Below are 18,339 nucleotides of genomic sequence, written 5' to 3'. Positions count from 1 at the left end.
CTTGCACGCAGGGTCAACTCCGGACGGCCCGGTGCAGGGCCACCACCCCGCCGGTCAGGTTGCGCCACGCCACCCGTCCCCACCCGGCCGCGCCGACGCGGGCCGCCAGCGCCGCCTGGTCCGGCCAGACCTGGATCGACTCGGCGAGGTAGACGTACGCGTCGGGGTTGCTGGACACCGCCCGGGCCACGACCGGCAACGACCGCATCAGGTACGACAGGTAGACGGTACGGAAGGCCGGGTGCACCGGGGTGCTGAACTCGCAGACCACCAGCCGGCCGCCCGGCCGGGTCACCCGGGCCAGCTCCCGCAGCGCCGCGTCGGTGTCGTTGACGTTGCGCAGGGCGAAGGAGATCGTCACCGCGTCGAAGGAGGCGTCGGCGAAGGGCAGCCGCAGCGCGTCCCCGGCCAGCAGCGGCACCTCCGGCCGGAGCCGCTTGCCGGCGTGCAGCATGCCCTGCGACAGATCCACCCCGACCGCGTACGCCCCGGAGCGGGCCAGTTCCTGCGTCGACACCCCGGTGCCGGCGCCCACGTCCAGCACCCGCTCACCCGGGAGCAGCCCGAGCGCCGCCCGGGTGGACCGCCGCCAGGACCGGTCCTGCCCGAAGGAGAGCACGGTGTTCGTCAGGTCGTAACGGGCCGCCACCCCGTCGAACATCGCGGCGACCTCGGGTGGGGACTTGTCCAGGCCGGCGCGCTGGCCCTGCGGGGTACGACTCACCCCTCCACTCTGCCAGCCACGCTCCACCCTTCCGGCGCTGGGTCGCCACCCGCCCCGCCCGCCCCGTCCGGCACCCCGGTCGGCACGTCGACCCCGGATCGGTCGGGCGGGACGGAAAGGCGGCAGGCGGGGTGGATGACCACCCCGCCCGCCGCCGTCCTACCGCTTGGTGCGACGACCTGCCGTCGTTCAGCCCTGCGGCTTCTCGTCGCCCGGGGCCACCAGCACGAGCCGACGCCGACGGGCGAGCATCAGCAGCGCCCCGCCCGCGAGCAGCACGGCGGCACCGATGCCACCGATCAGGGTGGCCTGCGCGCCGGTCACCGGCAGACCGCCGTCGCCACCGCCCGTGCCGCCACCGGTCGTCGGGCTGGTGCTCGGGCTCGGCTGACCACTGGTGCTCGGGCTCGGCTCCCCGGTCGGGCTGGGGCTCGGGCTCGGGCCGGTGCTCAGGTCGACGAAGACGTCGAACAGCGACGTGTTGTCGCCGTCGTCGGTCTCGGTGAAGACCTTGCGCTGCGCCTTGCTGGCGACCTGCGGCTTCTCCTCCGGCGTACCCTCGGCCTCGGTCAGCCCCATGCCGAACAGGACGCCCGGGGTGAGCACCTTCTCGGTGACGTCCGCGCCGACCTTCACCCGTACGTCGGCGGTGTAGAACTCACCCGGCCGCAGCACCGCGCCGGTGTCCTCGCAGTACGCCTGCGCGATGCCGCCCAGTTCCTGCTGCACGCAGCCCTCGGGCACCTCGACGAAGCTCACCCCGGCCGGCAGGGAGATGCCGTACGCGATGCCGGTGGCCCGGCGGCTGCCGCCGTTGTAGACCGCCCAGTCCAGCGGGGCGGTCCCGCCGGGCTTGACGCCGGCCAGCCCGCTCTCGCCGGCCTCGTCGCCGTCGACCACCACGTCGGCGTAGACGTCCTGCACCCAGGTGGTCAGGTCGTAGCCGGGCTTGACGACCATGATGTCGTGGTCGACCGAGTCCGAGATGGCGTTGGGCGCGCTCACCGTCACCTTCAGCACGCCCCCCTTGCCGCGCGTGTCGGTGCCGAACAGCGGGATGCCGAACTCCTCGGTGGTGCCGCCGGCGATGTCGTCGGTGGTGCCACCCAGGTCGGACAGCGAACAGGTGAAGGCGGTGCCGGAGACGGCACAGCCGTCCGGCACCAGCACCCCGACCTTGTTCGGCCGCAGGCCCGCGGTCTCGACGGTGACCTTCACGTCCTTGGCGTCGACCGAGCCCCGGAGGTTCTGGACGGAGAACTTGAACGGCTTGGCCTTGGCCTCCTTGACCCCGAGCGCCAGCTCGTAGCTGAGCGGAACGAGGTCGAGTTTCGCCTGGTCGGCGGCGCTGGCCGGGGCGGCGACGGTGGCCACGCCACCGACGGCGAGCAGGGCCACGGCGCCGACGCGGGCCAGGGCCGAGCGGTGGAACAGAGTCATCGATCCCCCGGGGGGCTAGGGACTGCTGGGAAAGGTGGGGCTGATGTGGCGAACCGAGCGGACGTTATCCGAGATCGACGCCGGTGCGCCAGCTGTGACGTGCGTTTTCGTTCCAGACGGGGCCGAACGGAGGAGGAGCGGGGGCGGGACGGTCACCCGTCCCGCCCCCGTTTTATATGAACGGCCCTCCCGGGCCGATGGAGGACGTACGGCGCTCGTACGGGCTTCCCGACGGGGAAGCGGAAGGTACGTCGGGCGCACGTTAGCGGGCACCGTCGCGCCGCGCCAACCCCCGCGCCGGAGCAGCCCGGGGTACGTCTCCGTCCAGCGCGCCGTAGCCCGCCCCAATTGCCGCGTCTTGTGGTAGCTGATCCCCCGGCACCTCGCCCGAACGGCGACCACGAATATCCCCCGGGCCGACACCCGAACCCGTTCAGCCAGTCACCGCGCCAACCCGAAAGGTCACCCTGCGTGACGATCGGGGCGGGTCAGCGGGCCTCGACGAGCGGCAGGGAGCGGCCGGCCCCGCCACCGGGCATGGCGATCGAGGAGAAGTGCGAGACCACCCGGTCGTCGGTCGGGTCGTCGGCCGGGGTGTGGTGCACCGCCAGCCGGCGGTAGAGGGTGTCCCGCTGGGCCGGGATCCGGTCGGCCGAGCGGATCATGCCGATCAGCTCGTGCAGGTTGGACCGGTGCCGCGCGCCGGCCGAGGAGATGACGTTCTCCTCCAGCATGATCGAGCCGAGGTCGTCCACCCCCATGTGCAGGGCGAGCTGGCCGACGTCCTTGCCGGTGGTCAGCCAGGACGCCTGCAGGTGCGGCACGGTCTCGAAGAACAGCCGGGCCACCGCCACCAGGCGCAGGTACTCCAGCGTGGTGGCCTGGGTGCGACCCTTCAGGTGGTTGTTCTCCGGCTGGTACGTCCACGGGATGAACGCCCGGAACCCCCGGGTGCGGTCCTGCACGTCGCGGATCATCCGCAGGTGCTCGATCCGCTCGGCGTTGGTCTCGCCGGTGCCCATCATCATCGTCGCGGTGGACTCCAGGCCCTGCCGGTGGGCCAGCTCCATGACCTCCAGCCAGCGGGCGCCGGACTCCTTCAGCGGGGCGATCGCCCGGCGCGGCCGGTCCGGCAGCATCTCGGCCCCGGCACCGGCGATCGAGTCCAGCCCGGCCGCCTTGATCCGGGCGATGGCCTCGTCCAGGCTCACCTGGGAGACCTTCGCCATGTGCAGGATCTCGCTCGGCCCGATGGAGTGGATGGCGAGCTGCGGGTACGCCTTCTTGACCGAGGAGAACAGCTCCTCGTAGTACTCCACCCCGTAGTCCGGGTGGTGGCCGCCCTGGAGCATGACCTGGGTGGCGCCCAGCTCGACCGCCTCGCCGCAGCGGCGCAGGATCTCCTCGGTCGGGTGGGTCCACCCCTCGGCGTGCTTGGGCGCCCGGTAGAAGGCGCAGAACTTGCACGCCGTCACGCAGACGTTGGTGTAGTTGATGTTGCGGTCGATCAGGTAGGTGACGACGTTGTCCGGGTAGCGCCGCCGACGTACCGCGTCCGCCGCCTCGCCCAGCGCGTGGAAGGGCGCCTCGGTGTAGAGCAGCAGCGCCTCCTCGGGCGTGATCCGCCCACCGTCCGCGCCACGCTGCAGGATGTCGTCGATCTCCCGGTTCGCCGTCACATCCCGAGCGTACGCCGACCCGCCGCCCCGGCCCCGGGTGGTGCGTCGACCCGTGACGCGCCCCGCACGAGCGCTCCCCGCCCCAACCCGCCCCAACACTCAAGATCACATTGCCAAACTCAAGATCACATTGCGAAAAGGGAGAAGACACGCCGACGAAGCTGCACAAAACAGCAATGTGATCACGCACCCCACCCCCGACCGCGTCAGAACCCGGAGCGCACCGGCGGATGGGCGACGAACGCGGCCCACGACCGCCGCCCGAAAGCCAGCACCGGCCCGGACGGATCCTTCGAATCCCGCACCCCCACCACCCGGGCCACCTCGGCCACCTCGACACAGTCAGCGTTGGAACCGCTACGGGTCGACTTACGCCAGGTCACACCGACCAGCTCAGGGATGACCGTCCAGATCACCACGATGACGGACGGGTCGACAGGTCAGCGACGAAGGCGGACCAGGCCGAGCGGTCGAAGGCCAGCACCGGCCCGGACCGGTCCTTGGAATCCCGCACCCCCACCACATGGGCCGCTGCGGCCACCTCGACGCAGTTGGTGTCGGAGCCGCTGCGGGTCGACTTACGCCAGGAAGCCTCCGACAACTCTGCGATCATCATCTGCGGCTCGCTCCCGCTCGTGCTCCGCTGCGACCTGGCCTATCAACTTCATCGATTCGGCCGGGTTCAACGCCGACCTCGCCAGCGTATCCGCCTCCCGACGGAACACGTCCACCTGATCCGGCTTCTCCAGAAAGATGCTGGAAATCCTGTGTTCCAGGTGCACCACCGGCGGGAGCCGATCGAAGTCGAACAGGACGAACGCTCCGTCCAACCCGGAGTGCCCGGCACACTCCAGCGGCAGCACCCGGAGCGTCACGTTGGGCCGATCCATCATCTCGATCAGATGGTGGAGTTGCCGGGCCATCAGACGACGACCGCCGAGCGGCCGACGCAGCACCATCTCGTCGATGACCAGGCTCAGTTCCGGTGGCTCGTCCCGGGCCAGGATCGCCTGCCGGCCCAGTCGGGCCGCGACCCGAGCCTGGGCGTCCGCCGGGGCCACCCCGCACGCCTTCATCAGAGCGCTGGTGTACTCCGGCAACTGGAGCAGGCCCGGCACCAGCAGCGGCTCCCAGCCCACGATCCGGATCGCCTCGGCCTCGAACCGGATGAAGGTACGCGACCACGGGGTCAGGCCGGCGGAGTGCGTCTCCCACCAGCCCGGCTCCCGGCCACGCCTGGCCATGTCGAGCAACCGTTTACGCTCCTCGCCCACGACACCGTAGATGGCCAGCAGCGCGGCGATCTCTTCCAGCCGGATGCCCTGCTGGCCGGTCTCGATCCGGGAGAGCTTCGACGCCTGCCAGCCGAGTTGGGCCGCCACCCCCGAGCCGGTCAGGCGCTTCGACCGCCGCACCTGCCGCAGCTCGCCACCCAACCCACGGCCCACCACGGTCGGCGCAATCTGCTTCGCCACCAGGACTCCCCACCGTTCGCTATTGACAGCTCACTCTCAGCAACGTAACCATAATCGCAAATTGCCATCCAAGCCAAGCCTTGCGCCTGAAGATGAAGGAGTGTCGACGTGACCACCTCGAACACCGTCCGCCCCTCACCCACCTGGCTGCGGCCGTACGATCCGGCCGACTCGCCCGGTCCGATCCCGTCGGTGGTCGAGCGGTTCCGGCGGCGCAGGCGGGACGAGCCGGAGCCGCCGAGCGAGGCCGAGCGGGAGGCCGCCCGCTACACCGTGGTGCTGGTGTCGCCCGAGGGCGCGCAGGCGCTCGGCGACGACCGGGGCGAGGTCGGGCTGCACCTGTTCCGTGACGAGGACTGGGACGGCAATCCGCCGCACCTGGACGAGGCGGTCAAGCTGATCGAGGAGGCCTGCGGCGAGCGGGTCACCCTCACCGAGCACCACTCCGACCTCACCTACTGGACCGCCCACCTCCGCCCCGACTGACAGGTCGACGGGGTGGCGAAAGCGGCGGGAATCGGCCGATCCCGGGTGAGTCGCTAACGTCATCAGCTCGACAGTGCCCGCAACAGACATCAGACCCGCCGGCCGGGGCGGGGGCAGGCACGGCCGGACCTCGGCCCGCCGATCACACAAAGCCACCGCCGGCGGGCGGCCGACAACGCTACCCGTCGTAGTCGACCGTCAGGGTGTCGGTGGTCGGGCTGGACTGGCAGGTCAGCACGTATCCGGCGGCCACCTCGTCCGGCTCCAGCGCATAGTTGCGGGCCATCGTCACCGCACCGGAGACGACCTTCGCCCGGCAGGTCGAGCAGACCCCGCCCTTGCAGGCGTACGGCAGCTCGCCGCGCACCTTCAGCGCCGCGTCCAGCACCCGCTCGTCGCGCCCCATGGTGAACCGCGACGACCGGCCGTCCAGCACGATCGTCACCTCCGCGCCACCGGCCGCCGCGTCGGCCCGGCGGACCGGCTCCGGTGGGGCCTCGACGTGGAACAGCTCGGTGTGCACCGCCGACTCGGGCAGCCCCCGGCCGGTCAGCACCGCCTTCGCGTCCAGCACGAGCTGGTACGGGCCGCACAGGAACCACTCGGAGATCGCGTCGCCCGGCACGATGGTGTCCAGCAGCCGGCCCAGCCGGTCGGCGTCGATCCGGCCGGAGAGCAGCGGTGACTCGCCCGGCTCCCGGGACAGCACGTGCACCAGGTGCAGCCGGGTCGGGTAGCGGTCCTTCAGGTCGGCCAGCTCCTCGGCGAACATCACCGTGTTGGCCGTACGGTTGCCGTACACCAGGGTGAAGGTGCTGGCAGGCTCGACGGCCAGGGCGGTCGCGACCAGCGCGAGCACCGGCGTGATGCCGGAGCCGGCGGCCACCGCGCCGTAGTGCCGCACCCGCTCCGGGGCGAACGCGGTGGTGAAGTGCCCCAGCGGGGGCAGCACGTCGACGGTGTCGCCATGCCGCAGCGCGCCGCAGGCGTAACCGGAGAACGCGCCGCCGGGGATCTCCCGCACCCCGATCCGCAGCCGGCCGTGCCGGGCCAGGTCGTCCGGCGTCGAGCAGATCGAGTACGACCGCCGCACGTCCGCCCCGGCCGCGCCCGACCCGTCGACCGCACCGGCCGACGCGGCGCCACCGGACGGAACGCTGCCACCGGACGGAACGCCGCCGGCGGACGGGACGCTGCCAGCGGGCACGGCGGCGGCCGACGCGGCACCGGCGGGCAGCCGGACGGTCAGGTGCTGGCCGGCGGCGAACGCGAACGTCGCCCGCAGCTCCTCCGGCACCGCGAAGGTGATCGCCACGGCGTCGTCGGTGAGCCGCTCGACGGCGGTGACCGCCAGCGGGTGGAACGACGGCCGGCGACGGACCGGGCGGGTGATGGTGACAGTCACAGCGCCTTCAGGTGGTCGAAGGGTTCGGAGCAGGAACGACAGCGCCAGAGCGCCTTGCACGCGGTGGAGCCGAACCGGCTGACCTGCTCGGTCTCCGGCGAGCCGCAGAGCGGGCAGCGCACCGCCAGGGTCAGCGGCACCACCCCGGGTGACCGGCCCGGGCCGGACCCGCTGCCGACCGGGCCGACCGGGGTGGACCCGCTGCCGACCGAGGCGACCACGGGGGGCGGGGCGATGCCGGCGGCGGCGAGCTTCGTCCGGCCCTCGGCGGAGATCCAGTCCGTGCTCCAGGCGGGGCTGAAGACCGTGCGGACCTCGGCGTCGGGGTGCCCGGCAGCCGCCAGCGCCCGACGGATGTCGGCCCGGATCACGTCCATCGCCGGGCAGCCGGTGTAGGTGGGGGTGATCGTGACGACCACCCGGCCGGTGGCCGGATCCTCGTCGACCGCCCGCAGGATGCCCAGCTCGTCGATGGTGATCACCCGGATCTCCGGGTCCACCACCGCCGCCACGGCCGCCCTGGGGTCGGTCACCGGCCCGCCCGGCTCACCACTGCGCCCCGGGGTGCGCCCGGTGCAGCACCTGCATCTCGGCCAGCAGGAAGGACAGGTGCTCGGTGTGCACGCCGGCCCGGCCGCCACCCGGCTTCCAGCCGTCCGCCGGCCGGGTCAGGGTGGCCTCGGCCAGCACCGGGGAGACCACGGCGTCGAAGTCGGCGCGCAGGGCGGCCGGGTCGACCGGGGCCGCCGGGTCCGCCGTGAACAGCTCGTGGTGGTACGGCCAGAGCTGGTCCACCGCCGCCTGGGCGCGACGGTGCGACTCGTCGGTGCCGTCGCCGAGCCGCTTCACCCACAGCGCGGAGTGGTCCAGGTGGTAGGCGGACTCCTTGCGGGCCTTGGCCCCGATCGCGGCGAGCCGCTCGTCGGCGCAGCCGGCCAGCGCGGTGTAGAGCGGCACCTGGTACGCCGAGAGCAGCAGTAGCTTCACCATGGTCACCGCGAAGTCGCCGTTGGGCAGCTCGACCAGGAGACAGTTACGGAACTCGCGGTCGTCGCGCAGGAACGCCAACGCGTCCTCGTCCCGGCCGGCGCCCTCCAGCTCGCCCGCGTACGACAGCAGCAGGCGGGCCGCGCCGAGCTGGTCGAGGGCGATGTTGGCCAGCGCGATGTCCTCCTCCATCTCGGGCGCGCGGGTGGCCCACTCGCCGAGCCGCTGGGCGGCCACCAGCGCGTCGTCGCCGAGGGCGAGGGTGAAGCCGAAGGGGCCGTTCACGGGGCCGGTCTCCGTTCGCGACTGCGGGGCTCGCAAACCCGGCTCACTCCTCGCGCTCACAGGTGGGCCACGCCATCAGGCACCTCGTAGAAGGTGGGATGGCGGTAGACCTTGTCGGCGGCCGGGTCGAAAAAGGCGTCCTTCTCGTCGGGGCTGGACGCGGTGATCGCGCCGGCCGGGACCACCCAGATCGAGACGCCTTCCTGTCGGCGGGTGTAGAGGTCCCGGGCGTTGCGTAGGGCCAGTTCGGCGTCGGGGGCGTGCAGGCTGCCGACGTGGGTGTGCGACAACCCGCGGCGGGGGCGCACGAAGACCTCCCACAGCGGCGAGGTCACCGGCTCCTGGGGCGTCTCCCGCTGCTCGCTCACGCCGCCACCTGCTCCCGCTGCGTCCCGGCCCGCTGCTTCGCGGCGTACGCCGTGGCGGCCTCGCGGACCCACGCGCCGTCGGCGTGCGCGCGGCGGCGGTGTTCCATCCGCTGCCGGTTGCACGGCCCCTCCCCCTTGATCACCCGCATCAGCTCGTCGTAGTCCGGCTGGGTGAAGTCGTACGCCTGCCGGGTCTCGTTCCAGCGCAGGTCGGGGTCGGGGATGGTGAGGCCGAGGATCTCGGCCTGCCGCACGCACATGTCGACGAAGCGCTGCCGCAGTTCGTCGTTGGAGAACCGCTTGATCTTCCAGGCCATCGACTGGGCGGAGTGGGTGGAGTCGCCGTCCGGCGGGCCGAACATCGCCAGTGACGGGTACCACCAGCGGTCGAGCGCGTCCTGGGCCATCGCCCGCTGGGCCGGGGTGCCGTGCGCCAGGGTGTGCAGGATCTCGTAGCCCTGCCGCTGGTGGAACGACTCCTCCTTGCAGACCCGGATCATCGCCCGCGCGTACGGCCCGTAGGAGCAGCGGCAGAGCGGGACCTGGTTGACGATCGCCGCGCCGTCCACCAGCCAGCCGATCGCACCCACGTCGGCCCAGGTGAGGGTGGGGTAGTTGAAGATCGAGCTGTACTTCTGCCGGCCGTCGAGCAGCAGCTCCACCAGCTCGTCCCGGCTGACGCCCAGGGTCTCGGCGGCGGCGTAGAGGTAGAGGCCGTGACCGGCCTCGTCCTGCACCTTGGCCAGCAGGATGGCCTTGCGCTTGAGCGAGGGCGCCCGGCTGATCCAGTTCCCCTCCGGCTGCATGCCGATGATCTCGGAGTGGGCGTGCTGGGCGATCTGCCGGACCAGCGTCCGACGGTAGGCGTCGGGCATCCAGTCCCGCGGTTCGATCTTGTGGTCGGCGTCGATGACCTCGGCGAAGTACGCCGCCGGGTCATCGCCGGGCAGCGTCGCGCCCGCCCGGGAGCGGGCCGCCGCCTCGCGCAGCGCCGTCTCGGCGGCCTCGACCTGACCGAGCAGGCCACCGCCGGGCGCGTCCTCCTGCGGGGCGAAGTCGTTGCCATACATGCGCTAAGTGTTACAGCTCGCCTCTTCCAACACCAGAGGGTGTAACAGGATTTGAGCGGCACTTTCCGTTATCAATCAACTACTCTCCGCATAAATCATCACGAGTTGCCTGATGTGACTCGGATCACTGATCGAAGATGAGCGCCCACAATCGGCTCACATGCTGCCTTTATCCAGACTTTTCGGCGGGTCGCCGGGCGTCGAATCCTGGCGAGTCGGCTGTCCGGACGTAGACTTCCCCGGTCACCCCGATCGGCTGACGACGATCGCCACCGGAGACAGAGGCCACCATCCCCCGGCCTCGGCGATCGAGCCGACACCCGTGCAAGCCGACACCGTCGGAAACAGCCGGCCCCCCGGCCCGGACATCTGGGAGCTCGCCACTCATGCGATCTCGCGTGATCCTGGTGCTCGCCGTCATGGCGGTGCTGCTCGGCACCGGCCTGCTGGTGCCGACCGCGTACGCCAAGCTCTCCGGCGACGACACGACCGGCGGCAGCGGCGGTGGCACGGCGGAGAAGGTGCCCGCCCCCGCGCCCACCGCGCCGCCGGCCCCCACCCTGGCCGCCGCGCCGGTCTCGGTCGACTTCAACGGCCAGTTCTTCGGCTGGTCGCTGATGGACCGGGAGACCGGCCAGCTCTCGGGCTCGAAGAACATGACCTCGACCAGCTCCACCGAGTCGATGTTCAAGGTCTGGATCGTCTCCGACTACCTGCGCCAGCTCGACAAGCGGAAGCCCCCGGCGGCCATGCTCAAGTACGCGAGCGCGGCCATCCGGGACAGCAACGACGACGCGGCCAACCGGCTCTACGCGGCGGCCGGTGGGTCGTACCGGCCACCGGGCGGGGGCCAGCCCGACCCGGTGCTCAAGCGGGCGATCAGCATCTGCGGCCTCACCGACACCAAGCCCGGCAACGTCCGCGGCTACGAGGGCTGGTGGAGTTTCACCCGGATGTCCCCCCGCGACGCCGCCCGGCTCGGTGACTGCGTCGCCGACGGCAAGGCCGCCGGCCCCATCTGGACCACCTGGGTGCTCAACGAGATGGCCCAGGTCCGGGGCAGCGTGAGCAAGCAGCTGGCCCGCTCCGGCGGCGGCCGGTGGGGCATCATCGACGGGCTGCCCGCCGAGATCAAGTCGCAGGGGCCGGTCGCCATGAAGAACGGCTGGACCCCCCTCAGCTACGACGGCAACTGGCACGTCAGCTGCCTCGCCGTCACCGACAAGTGGAGCCTCGCCGTGATGATGCGCTACTCGATCAAACAGCCGCTGTCGTACGGTGCGAAGGTCTGTGCCAGCGTCGCCACCCAACTGGTCACCCCCCAGCCCGGTGCCGCGCTCAAGGTGCCGCAGCCGGTCGGGAAGCTCTGATGGCCGGCAGCCGACGGCCCCGCCGCTCCACCGGCCGGGGGGACCACCAGCCGTTGAAGATCGTCGCCGTCGCGGCGGTCCTGACCGGCCTGGTGCTGGTCTCGCTACGACTCCTGCCCGGGTCACCGATCGAGTCCACCGCCGCCTCGCAGTGGGGTGACGCGTCCACCGCGACCCGCTCCACCGACTCGCCGGCCGACCGCCGCACCCGGCCCACCCCGGCACCGTCGCCCACCCCGTCGCTGACCCCGCTGCCCTTCACCGACCGGGACATCGACCTCGACATCAAGGGCTGGTACGCCTGGAGCGTGCTGGACCGCCGGACCGGCAAGATCATCGGCTCGGACAACATGGCCGAGACCAGCACCACCGCCTCGCTGATCAAGTCGTGGATCGTCGCCGACTACCTGCGCCGGGCGGACGACGCGGGGCAGACCCCGAGCGACGCCAAGCTCGCCGATGCCACCCGGATCATCAGGGACAGCGACAACACCCGGGCGGAGCAGTTCTACAACGGCGTCGGCCGGTCGGCGTCGATCAAGCGGCTGATCTCGATCTGCAAGCTCACCGACAGCAGCGTCGCCGCCGACGGCGGCTGGAGCCGGACCAACCTCTCCCCCCGCGACGCCGCCCGGCTCGGCAACTGCATCGCCGACGGCCGCGCCGCCGGCCCGCAGTGGACCACGTGGCTGCTCAACGAGATGAGGCTGGTGCGGGGCTCCGGGGACTTCGGCATCCGCAAGGCGTTCCCGGCCGCTGAGCGGAAGAGGATCGCCATCAAGAACGGCTGGATCGACCGGACCCGCGAGCAGGAGATGCACATCAACTGCCTGGCCATCGGCGGCACCTGGACGATGGGCGTGATGGTCCGCTACCCGATCGAGCTGGGCTACGACTACGGCATGAAGAACTGCCAGAAGATCACCGAAGCCCTGCTCGGCCCCAGCACCTGACCGGATGACCTGGGCCGGACCTGGGCCGGAAGACCGGGGCCGACCGGTCAGCCGGCGAAGAACTCCGGGCCGCCCTCGGGCAGCGCGGGGGCCTCGCCGACGGCCGCCACCCGGCGGGCGAACTCGCGCAGCCCGGCGACCTGCCGCTCACCGAGCGAGAAGTCGAGCGCCCGGAAGTACGTGGCCAGCGTCGCCGCGTCGAACGGCTCCCACCGGGCCGCCGCCTCGGCCACCTGGTCCAGCTCGGCCAGGCACAGGTCACGGGAGCGCAGGAATGCCTGGTGCACCTCCTTGACCAGGCCCGGGTGGGCGGTGGCGAAGTCACGGCGGACCGCCCAGACGGCGAAGACCATCGGCAGGCCGGTCCACTCCCGCCACGCCTGCCCGAGGTCGGTCACCTCCAGCCCCCGACGGGGTGCCTCGTAGAGGGCGCGCAGCGCCACGTCCCCGATCAGCACTCCGGCGTCGGCCTCCAGCAGCATCTGGGTCAGGTCCGGCGGGCAGCGGAAGTACTCCGGGTGGACGCCGTACCGGTCGGCGAGCAGGAGCTGGGCCAGCAGCACCCCGGTACGCGAGGTCGAGCCGAGCGCCACCCGCCCGCCGGCCAGCTCGGCCAGTGGCCGGGTGGAGACCACGTTGACCGAGAGCACCGGCCCGTCGCTGCCCACCGCCAGGTCCGGCAGGAGCAGCAGCTCGTCGGCGTGCCGCAGGTACTCCACCTGGGAGATCGGGCCGATGTCCAGGTCACCGGCGACCAGCGCGGCGCTGAGTCGATCCGGCGAGTCCTTGTGCAGGTCGACGTCGAGCAGCGCGCCGGAGCGCATCAGCCCCCAGTAGATCGGCAGGCAGTTGAGGAACTGGATGTGCCCGACCCGGGGACGTGCCACGCGCTCAGCCATGACCCGACGGTATCCCCGCCGGTCCGGGCCGGCTCACCGGGAACCCCGGGGAGTGGCCAACCCCGCACCTCCCCCGCGTCGGCGACCCGCCCCGGCATGGGATCCGTACCACCACCCGACCCGCCGCCCGGTCCGGCGGCACTCGGCCGGCGGGTCCGCGCCGCCGCCCGGCCCACCGAAATCGGGTGGAACGGCGGCCGGACGGCGCGTAGGCTGGTCCACCGCTCGACGGCCGTGGTGAGGTAGCCACCGCAGCGGACGTCCCCACGCGCCAAGGACCCTTCCTGGATACGCGGGCGAGCCGATCGAGACGCCGAAGAGGATCACCGTGCCCGCAACCGACGAACGCGGCAGCGCACACTCCGCACCAGCACAGCTCGAAACCGAACTCGCCGCCGAGCAGGCCCACCTGGAGACCTCCCGGCTCGCCCTGCGGCGGATGCGGGACCGCGCCCAGTCGCTCTTCGCCACCGGTGACAAGGTCGCCGGGGACGCCTACACGGCCGAGCAGCTCGGCCGGCACCTGGCCCGGCGGGTCGCCGAGCTGGCCGACGACCCGGCCACCGCGCTCTTCTTCGGCCGGCTGGACTTCGGCCCGGCCGACCCGGAGCACGCCGGGCGGGCCTACCACGTCGGCCGGCGGCACGTCACCGACGAGCGGGGCGAACCGCTGGTGCTGGACTGGCGGGCCCCGGTGTCCCGCTCGTTCTACCGGGCCAGCGCCCGCGACCCGCAGGGGGTCGCGGTACGACGACGGTTCGGGTTCGGCGCCGGGGCGCTGACCGGCTTCGAGGACGAGCACCTGGACCGGGGCGAGGAGCTGGGCACCAGCAGCCGCATCCTCACCGCCGAGATCGAGCGCCCCCGGGTCGGGCCGATGCGGGACATCGTCGCCACCATCCAGCCCGAGCAGGACGAGCTGGTCCGGGCCGACCTGGCCGACTCGATCTGCGTGCAGGGCGCACCGGGCACCGGTAAGACGGCGGTCGGCCTGCACCGGGCCGCGTACCTGCTCTATCTGCACCGGGAGCGGCTGCGTCGGGCCGGGGTGCTGATCGTCGGCCCGAACCGGGCGTTCCTGTCCTACATCGCGGCGGTGCTGCCCGCCCTCGGCGAGGTCGAGGTGGCCCAGGCCACCGTGGAGGAGCTGGTGGCCCGGGTGCCCGTCCGGGCGGTCGACGACCCGGCGGTGGCCGCTCTCAAGCACGACCCCCGGATGGCCGAGGTTCTCCGGCGCGCGGCGGACGCCCGGATCACCGCGCCCACCGATCCGATCATGGTGTCGGACGGGTCGTTCCGCTGGCGGATCGGCCTGGACCCGCTGCACCGGGTGATCGAGGAGACCCGTCGGGAGGGGCTGCCGTACGGGACCGGGCGGGAGCGGGTCCGGGCCCGGGTGGTCGGGTTGCTGCAACGCCAGGCCGAGGCCCGTCGCGCCGAGTCGCCGGGCGACGCCTGGTTGCGCCGGATGGGGAGGTCCCGCCCGGTGACCGCCTTCCTCGACGCCGCCTGGCCGGCGCTCACCCCGGAGGGGCTGGTGCACGCCCTGCTCGGCGACCCGGATCTGCTGGCCACCGTCGCCGACGGCCTGCTCACCCCCGACGAGCAGGCCCTGCTGGGCGGGACGAAGCTGGGCCGGACCCCGAAGGCGACCCGGTGGACCGCCGCCGACGCGGTGCTGATCGACGAGGCGGCCGGGCTGATCGAACGGGCCACCGGGTTCGGGCACGTGGTGGTCGACGAGGCGCAGGACCTCTCCCCGATGCAGTGCCGGGCCATCGCCCGACGCAGTGAGCACGGTTCGGTCACCCTGCTCGGCGACCTGGCCCAGGGCACCGCCCCGTGGGCCGCCACCGACTGGCGCGAGTCCCTGGCCCACCTCGGCAAGCCGGACGCGGCGGTGGTGCCGCTGAGCGTCGGCTTCCGGGTGCCCGCCGTGGTGGTCGCGTTCGCCAACCGGTTGCTGCCCGCGCTGGCGGTCGACGTACCCCCGGCGGTGTCGTTGCGGCGCGACGGGGCGCTCGACGTGCGTACCGTGGCCGATCTGGCGGCGGCGACGGTGGCCGAGGTGCGCGCGGCGCTCGGGCGGGACGGCTCGGTCGGGGTGATCGCCGCCGACGACGCGGTGGACGGCCTGCGCGCGGCCCTCGCCGCCGCCGGGGTGCCGACCGCGACCGCCGACGACCCGGCGGCCCCGGCGCGGGTCACCGTGGTCCCCGCGACGCTGGTCAAGGGCCTGGAGTACGACCACGTGGTGGTCGTGGAGCCGGCCGCGATCGTGGCCGCCGAGGCGCGCGGCCTACACCGTCTCTACGTGGCGCTGACCCGGGCCGTGTCCGGGTTGTCGGTGTTGCACACCGCACCGCTGCCCGGCCCCCTGGCCGGACCACCGCCGACGGCCTGACCACCGGCCGGCGGCCGGAGCATCGCCGACAGCTAGACCACCCCCGCCGGCCTGACCGCCAGTGCCCTGACCATCCACCGGCTCGACTTTGTGTTTTAAAGTAGTTTGCATGACACCGGACGACGACACCGCACCGCTCGACGCCGCCGACGCGATGCGGCTGATCCGCGAACAGCAGGCCAGCACCGTCCGGCGGCTGGAACCCGACCCCCGGCTGCACTACTGGCCCTGGGGATTCGCCTGGCTGATCGGCTTCGGGGTCTACTTCCTGCGCTTCTCCCCCGACGACCGGACGCTGGTCGCCATGCCCGCCTGGCTGCCGCTGGCCGTGCTCTTCACGCTGCTCGCCGCCGCCGCGGTGGTCTTCGGGGTGGGCAGCGCCCGCGCCTACCGGCACGTCGCGGGCGAGTCGTCCCAGCGCGGTAGGTGGTACGTCACAGCCTGGGGCCTGGGGTTCTTCGGCCTGTCGGTGGTGATCGGCCGGGTTACCGACAGCCTGCCGGCCGACCTCGCCGGGCTGCTCTGGTCGGCGCTGTCGGTGGGGCTGACCGGTGCCCTACACATGGCCGGCGGCGCGATCTGGCTCGACCGCACCCTGTTCCGCCTCGGCGTCTGGCTCACCGTGGTCAACATCGTCGGGGCGCTCGCCGGCCCCGGCTGGCACGCCCTGGTGGTCGCGGTGGCCGGCGGTGGCGGGCTGCTGGTGGCCGGCGCGTTCGCCCGGCGGCGGCACGGATGAGCGAACTCGACCCGGTCATCCACGCCCAGGCCCGGCTGCGGGTGGTGGTCACCCTGGCCACCCTCGCCGACGGCGACCGGATCACCTTCCCCCGCCTCCAGGAGCTGCTCGCGATGACCGCCGGCAATCTCTCCGTCCACCTGCGCAAGCTGGAGGACGCCGGATACATCGAGATCGACAAGACCCACCGCGGACGTACCCCGACCACCCTGGTCCGGCTCAGCCGGCGCGGGCGGCGGGCGTTCGAGGAGTACACCGAGAACATCCGCGCCCTGCTCGACACCCCCGACCCCCGGGAGAACCGATGATCCTCGCCCACGCCGACCAGGCCACCCGCCGGTACGGCGACGTCCTCGCCCTCGACCGGGTCGACCTGACCGTCTCCGCCGGAGAACTCGTCGGCCTGCTCGGGCCGAACGGCGCCGGCAAGAGCACCCTGATCAACATGCTGGTCGGGCTGCGTCGCCCGAGCGCCGGCCGGGTCGAACTCTTCGGCGGCGACCCGCGCCGACCGGCGTCCCGGCGGCAGCTCGGGGTCACCCCGCAGGAGACCGGCCTGCCCGGCACCCTGCGGGTCGGCGAGGTGGTCGACTTCGTCGCCGCGCACTTCCCCGACCCGGTGCCCCGGGGCGAACTGCTCGACCGGTTCGGCCTCACCGACCAGGAGAAGCGGCAGACCGGCGGGCTCTCCGGCGGGCAGCGGCGTCGGCTCGCCGTCGCGCTGGCCTTCGTCGGCCGGCCCCGGCTGGTCGTCCTGGACGAGCCGACCACCGGGCTGGACGTCGAGGCCCGGCACACCCTGTGGGAGGCGGTCCGGTCGTTCCACGCCGACGGCGGGACGGTCCTGCTGAGCAGCCACTACCTCGAAGAGGTGGAGGCGCTGGCGCAGCGGGTGGTGGTGCTGGGGCAGGGCCGGGTGCTCGCCGACGACACGGTAGGGGCGATCCGGGGCATCGTCGGCGTCCGCCGGGTCAGCCTGACCGCCGACGACCTGCCGGCGCTGCCCGGCGTGGTCGCCACCGAACACGCCGACGGGCGTACCCACCTGCTCACCACCGACGCCGACCAGCTGGTCCGCGACCTGGTCACCGCCGGGGTGGCGTTCCGCGAGCTGGAGGTCCGCCCCACCTCGCTGGAGGAGGCCTTCCTCGCCATCACCGCGCAGGCCCCGGCCGCCACCGGCCCGACCGTCGCCGACGCCACCGGCCCGACCGTCACCACCACCAGTGCCGCCGCCGGCGGCCGATCCACCGCCTGAGGAGTCGACGCCGTGCCACTCACCCTGGTCCACGCCCGCTACCAGCTCCTGGAGACCCTCCGCATCCCCGTCGCCGTGGTGGGCAGCGCCTTCTTCCCCGCCGCCGCGATGCTCTTCTTCGTCGTCCCGTTCGCCGGGGACGACCCGACGGGCGCCACCTACGCCACCGCCGCGATGGTCACCTTCGCGGTGATGAGCGCCAACATCTTCCAGTACGGCATCGGCGTCGCCGAGGACCGCGACCAGCCGTGGAACCCGTACACCCGGACCCTGCCGGCCGGTCCGGGGCCCCGGCTGGCCGGACGGATCCTGGCCGGGCTGGTGCTGACGTACCTGTCGATGCTGCCCGTCGTGATCATCGCGGCGGTCGCCACGGCCGCCCGGGTCACGCCGGCCGGACTGCTGCTCGGCGCGGTCACCGTGGCCGTGGTGTCGGTGCCGTTCACCCTGCTCGGCCTCGCCATCGGCTACTCGCTGCCGAGCAAGGCGGCGATCGTCGTCGCGCAGGTCATCTTCTTCCCGCTGGCCTTCGGCGGCGGCCTGCTCTCCGCCCCCGGCGACGCACCCGGCTTCATCAAGGTGATCGCCCCGTTCCTGCCCACCCGGGGCGCGGTCGAGCTGATGTGGGCGGCGGTAGGCGACTGGCGGCCCGACCCGCTCGCCCTGGGCATGCTCGGCGTCTGGATCCTGCTGCTCGCCACGGTCTCCGGTGCCGCCTACCGGCGGGACGAGGGTCGCCGGTTCAGTTGACCTTTCGCCGGTTCGGCCCGGTGGCCGTCGACCGGTGCCACGATGCC

19 protein-coding genes and 2 pseudogenes are annotated in these 18,339 nt (G+C 72.7%); 8 read left to right on the top strand and 13 right to left on the bottom strand.

Annotated features, from left to right (window positions below; genetic code table 11):
- Positions 1 to 13: 13 nt before the first annotated feature.
- The 6 genes from O7625_RS09355 to O7625_RS09330 form a co-directional block, all read right to left on the bottom strand.
- Positions 14 to 724, bottom strand: coding sequence for a demethylmenaquinone methyltransferase (locus tag O7625_RS09355; RefSeq protein WP_282345452.1), 711 nt, complete (start codon positions 722 to 724; stop codon positions 14 to 16).
- A gap of 189 nt (positions 725 to 913) precedes the next feature.
- A complete protein-coding gene (locus O7625_RS09350) occupies positions 914 to 2,164 on the bottom strand; it encodes an LPXTG cell wall anchor domain-containing protein (protein ID WP_282345451.1) in 1,251 nt (416 codons plus the stop codon).
- Positions 2,165 to 2,652: 488 nt separating this feature from the next.
- Positions 2,653 to 3,843: a cyclic dehypoxanthinyl futalosine synthase gene (mqnC, locus tag O7625_RS09345; protein WP_282345450.1), complete on the bottom strand. Its 1,191-nt coding sequence runs from the start codon at positions 3,841 to 3,843 to the stop codon at positions 2,653 to 2,655.
- Between the two features lie 206 nt (positions 3,844 to 4,049).
- A complete protein-coding gene (locus O7625_RS09340; protein ID WP_282346876.1) occupies positions 4,050 to 4,244 on the bottom strand; it encodes a DUF397 domain-containing protein in 195 nt (64 codons plus the stop codon).
- 11 nt (positions 4,245 to 4,255) lie between these two features.
- Positions 4,256 to 4,459 (bottom strand): DUF397 domain-containing protein, encoded by a 204-nt coding sequence (locus O7625_RS09335; protein ID WP_282345449.1) that lies wholly within the window; start codon positions 4,457 to 4,459, stop codon positions 4,256 to 4,258.
- Positions 4,422 to 5,318, bottom strand: coding sequence for a helix-turn-helix transcriptional regulator (locus tag O7625_RS09330; RefSeq protein ID WP_282345448.1), 897 nt, complete (start codon positions 5,316 to 5,318; stop codon positions 4,422 to 4,424). The genes O7625_RS09335 and O7625_RS09330 overlap by 38 nt, the downstream gene beginning before the upstream one ends.
- 108 nt (positions 5,319 to 5,426) lie before the next feature.
- Between O7625_RS09330 and O7625_RS09325 the strand changes: the two genes are divergently transcribed.
- Positions 5,427 to 5,804: a hypothetical protein gene (locus O7625_RS09325; protein WP_282345447.1), complete on the top strand. Its 378-nt coding sequence runs from the start codon at positions 5,427 to 5,429 to the stop codon at positions 5,802 to 5,804.
- 178 nt (positions 5,805 to 5,982) lie between these two features.
- On the opposite strand, the pseudogene O7625_RS09320 reads toward O7625_RS09325, so the two are convergent.
- The 6 genes and pseudogenes from O7625_RS09320 to paaA form a co-directional block, all read right to left on the bottom strand.
- Positions 5,983 to 6,900, bottom strand: a pseudogene (locus O7625_RS09320) (2Fe-2S iron-sulfur cluster-binding protein); the annotation flags it as partial.
- Between the two features lie 141 nt (positions 6,901 to 7,041).
- Positions 7,042 to 7,209, bottom strand: a pseudogene (locus tag O7625_RS30250) (phenylacetic acid degradation protein); the annotation flags it as partial.
- Positions 7,206 to 7,742, bottom strand: a complete 537-nt coding sequence (gene paaD / locus O7625_RS09315) for a 1,2-phenylacetyl-CoA epoxidase subunit PaaD (RefSeq protein ID WP_282345445.1) — start codon at positions 7,740 to 7,742, stop codon at positions 7,206 to 7,208. The pseudogene O7625_RS30250 and the gene paaD, both read right to left, overlap by 4 nt.
- A 13-nt stretch (positions 7,743 to 7,755) precedes the next feature.
- Positions 7,756 to 8,481, bottom strand: a complete 726-nt coding sequence (gene paaC / locus O7625_RS09310) for a 1,2-phenylacetyl-CoA epoxidase subunit PaaC (RefSeq protein ID WP_282345444.1) — start codon at positions 8,479 to 8,481, stop codon at positions 7,756 to 7,758.
- A 56-nt stretch (positions 8,482 to 8,537) separates the two neighbouring features.
- Positions 8,538 to 8,849, bottom strand: a complete 312-nt coding sequence (gene paaB / locus O7625_RS09305) for a 1,2-phenylacetyl-CoA epoxidase subunit PaaB (RefSeq protein ID WP_282345443.1) — start codon at positions 8,847 to 8,849, stop codon at positions 8,538 to 8,540.
- Positions 8,846 to 9,919: a 1,2-phenylacetyl-CoA epoxidase subunit PaaA gene (gene paaA / locus O7625_RS09300; protein WP_282345442.1), complete on the bottom strand. Its 1,074-nt coding sequence runs from the start codon at positions 9,917 to 9,919 to the stop codon at positions 8,846 to 8,848. Before paaA ends, paaB begins: the two co-directional genes overlap by 4 nt.
- Before the next feature lie 386 nt (positions 9,920 to 10,305).
- Here paaA and O7625_RS09295 point away from each other — a divergent pair, with 386 nt between their 5' ends.
- Positions 10,306 to 11,289, top strand: coding sequence for a hypothetical protein (locus tag O7625_RS09295; protein ID WP_282345441.1), 984 nt, complete (start codon positions 10,306 to 10,308; stop codon positions 11,287 to 11,289).
- Positions 11,289 to 12,242: a hypothetical protein gene (locus O7625_RS09290; protein ID WP_282345440.1), complete on the top strand. Its 954-nt coding sequence runs from the start codon at positions 11,289 to 11,291 to the stop codon at positions 12,240 to 12,242. The genes O7625_RS09295 and O7625_RS09290 overlap by 1 nt, the downstream gene beginning before the upstream one ends.
- Before the next feature lie 47 nt (positions 12,243 to 12,289).
- Here the strand turns inward: O7625_RS09290 and O7625_RS09285 are convergent, their stop codons facing one another.
- Positions 12,290 to 13,141 carry a menaquinone biosynthesis protein gene (locus O7625_RS09285; protein WP_282345439.1) on the bottom strand — a complete coding sequence of 284 codons (852 nt, stop codon included), beginning with the start codon at positions 13,139 to 13,141 and terminating at the stop codon, positions 12,290 to 12,292.
- Positions 13,142 to 13,469: 328 nt separating this feature from the next.
- On the opposite strand from O7625_RS09285, the gene O7625_RS09280 reads away from it, so the two are divergent.
- The 5 genes from O7625_RS09280 (at position 13,470) to O7625_RS09260 (ending at position 18,292) form a co-directional block, all read left to right on the top strand.
- Positions 13,470 to 15,545, top strand: coding sequence for an AAA family ATPase (locus O7625_RS09280; RefSeq protein ID WP_282345438.1), 2,076 nt, complete (start codon positions 13,470 to 13,472; stop codon positions 15,543 to 15,545).
- Between the two features lie 109 nt (positions 15,546 to 15,654).
- A complete protein-coding gene (locus O7625_RS09275; protein ID WP_282345437.1) occupies positions 15,655 to 16,284 on the top strand; it encodes a transporter in 630 nt (209 codons plus the stop codon).
- Positions 16,281 to 16,592 (top strand): transcriptional regulator, encoded by a 312-nt coding sequence (locus tag O7625_RS09270; protein ID WP_067300577.1) that lies wholly within the window; start codon positions 16,281 to 16,283, stop codon positions 16,590 to 16,592. Before O7625_RS09275 ends, O7625_RS09270 begins: the two co-directional genes overlap by 4 nt.
- Positions 16,589 to 17,542, top strand: coding sequence for an ABC transporter ATP-binding protein (locus O7625_RS09265; protein WP_282345436.1), 954 nt, complete (start codon positions 16,589 to 16,591; stop codon positions 17,540 to 17,542). Before O7625_RS09270 ends, O7625_RS09265 begins: the two co-directional genes overlap by 4 nt.
- Before the next feature lie 12 nt (positions 17,543 to 17,554).
- A complete protein-coding gene (locus O7625_RS09260; protein ID WP_282345435.1) occupies positions 17,555 to 18,292 on the top strand; it encodes an ABC transporter permease in 738 nt (245 codons plus the stop codon).
- Positions 18,293 to 18,339 lie beyond the last annotated feature (47 nt).

Source organism: Micromonospora sp. WMMD714, from assembly GCF_029581315.1.
Taxonomy (GTDB): Bacteria; Actinomycetota; Actinomycetes; order Mycobacteriales; family Micromonosporaceae; genus Micromonospora; species Micromonospora rifamycinica.
This window is presented reverse-complemented; position numbering and strand designations above follow the sequence as displayed.

Coding starts and splice junctions, on each gene's coding strand:
- O7625_RS09350 (WP_282345451.1), bottom strand. CDS start 2,164: ATGACTCTGTTCCACCGCTCGGCCCTGGCCCGCGTCGGCGCCGTGGCC.
- O7625_RS09335 (WP_282345449.1), bottom strand. CDS start 4,459: ATGATGATCGCAGAGTTGTCGGAGGCTTCCTGGCGTAAGTCGACCCGC.
- paaA (WP_282345442.1), bottom strand. CDS start 9,919: ATGTATGGCAACGACTTCGCCCCGCAGGAGGACGCGCCCGGCGGTGGC.
- O7625_RS09295 (WP_282345441.1), top strand. CDS start 10,306: ATGCGATCTCGCGTGATCCTGGTGCTCGCCGTCATGGCGGTGCTGCTC.
- O7625_RS09290 (WP_282345440.1), top strand. CDS start 11,289: ATGGCCGGCAGCCGACGGCCCCGCCGCTCCACCGGCCGGGGGGACCAC.
- O7625_RS09285 (WP_282345439.1), bottom strand. CDS start 13,141: ATGGCTGAGCGCGTGGCACGTCCCCGGGTCGGGCACATCCAGTTCCTC.
- O7625_RS09275 (WP_282345437.1), top strand. CDS start 15,655: ATGACACCGGACGACGACACCGCACCGCTCGACGCCGCCGACGCGATG.
- O7625_RS09270 (WP_067300577.1), top strand. CDS start 16,281: ATGAGCGAACTCGACCCGGTCATCCACGCCCAGGCCCGGCTGCGGGTG.
- O7625_RS09265 (WP_282345436.1), top strand. CDS start 16,589: ATGATCCTCGCCCACGCCGACCAGGCCACCCGCCGGTACGGCGACGTC.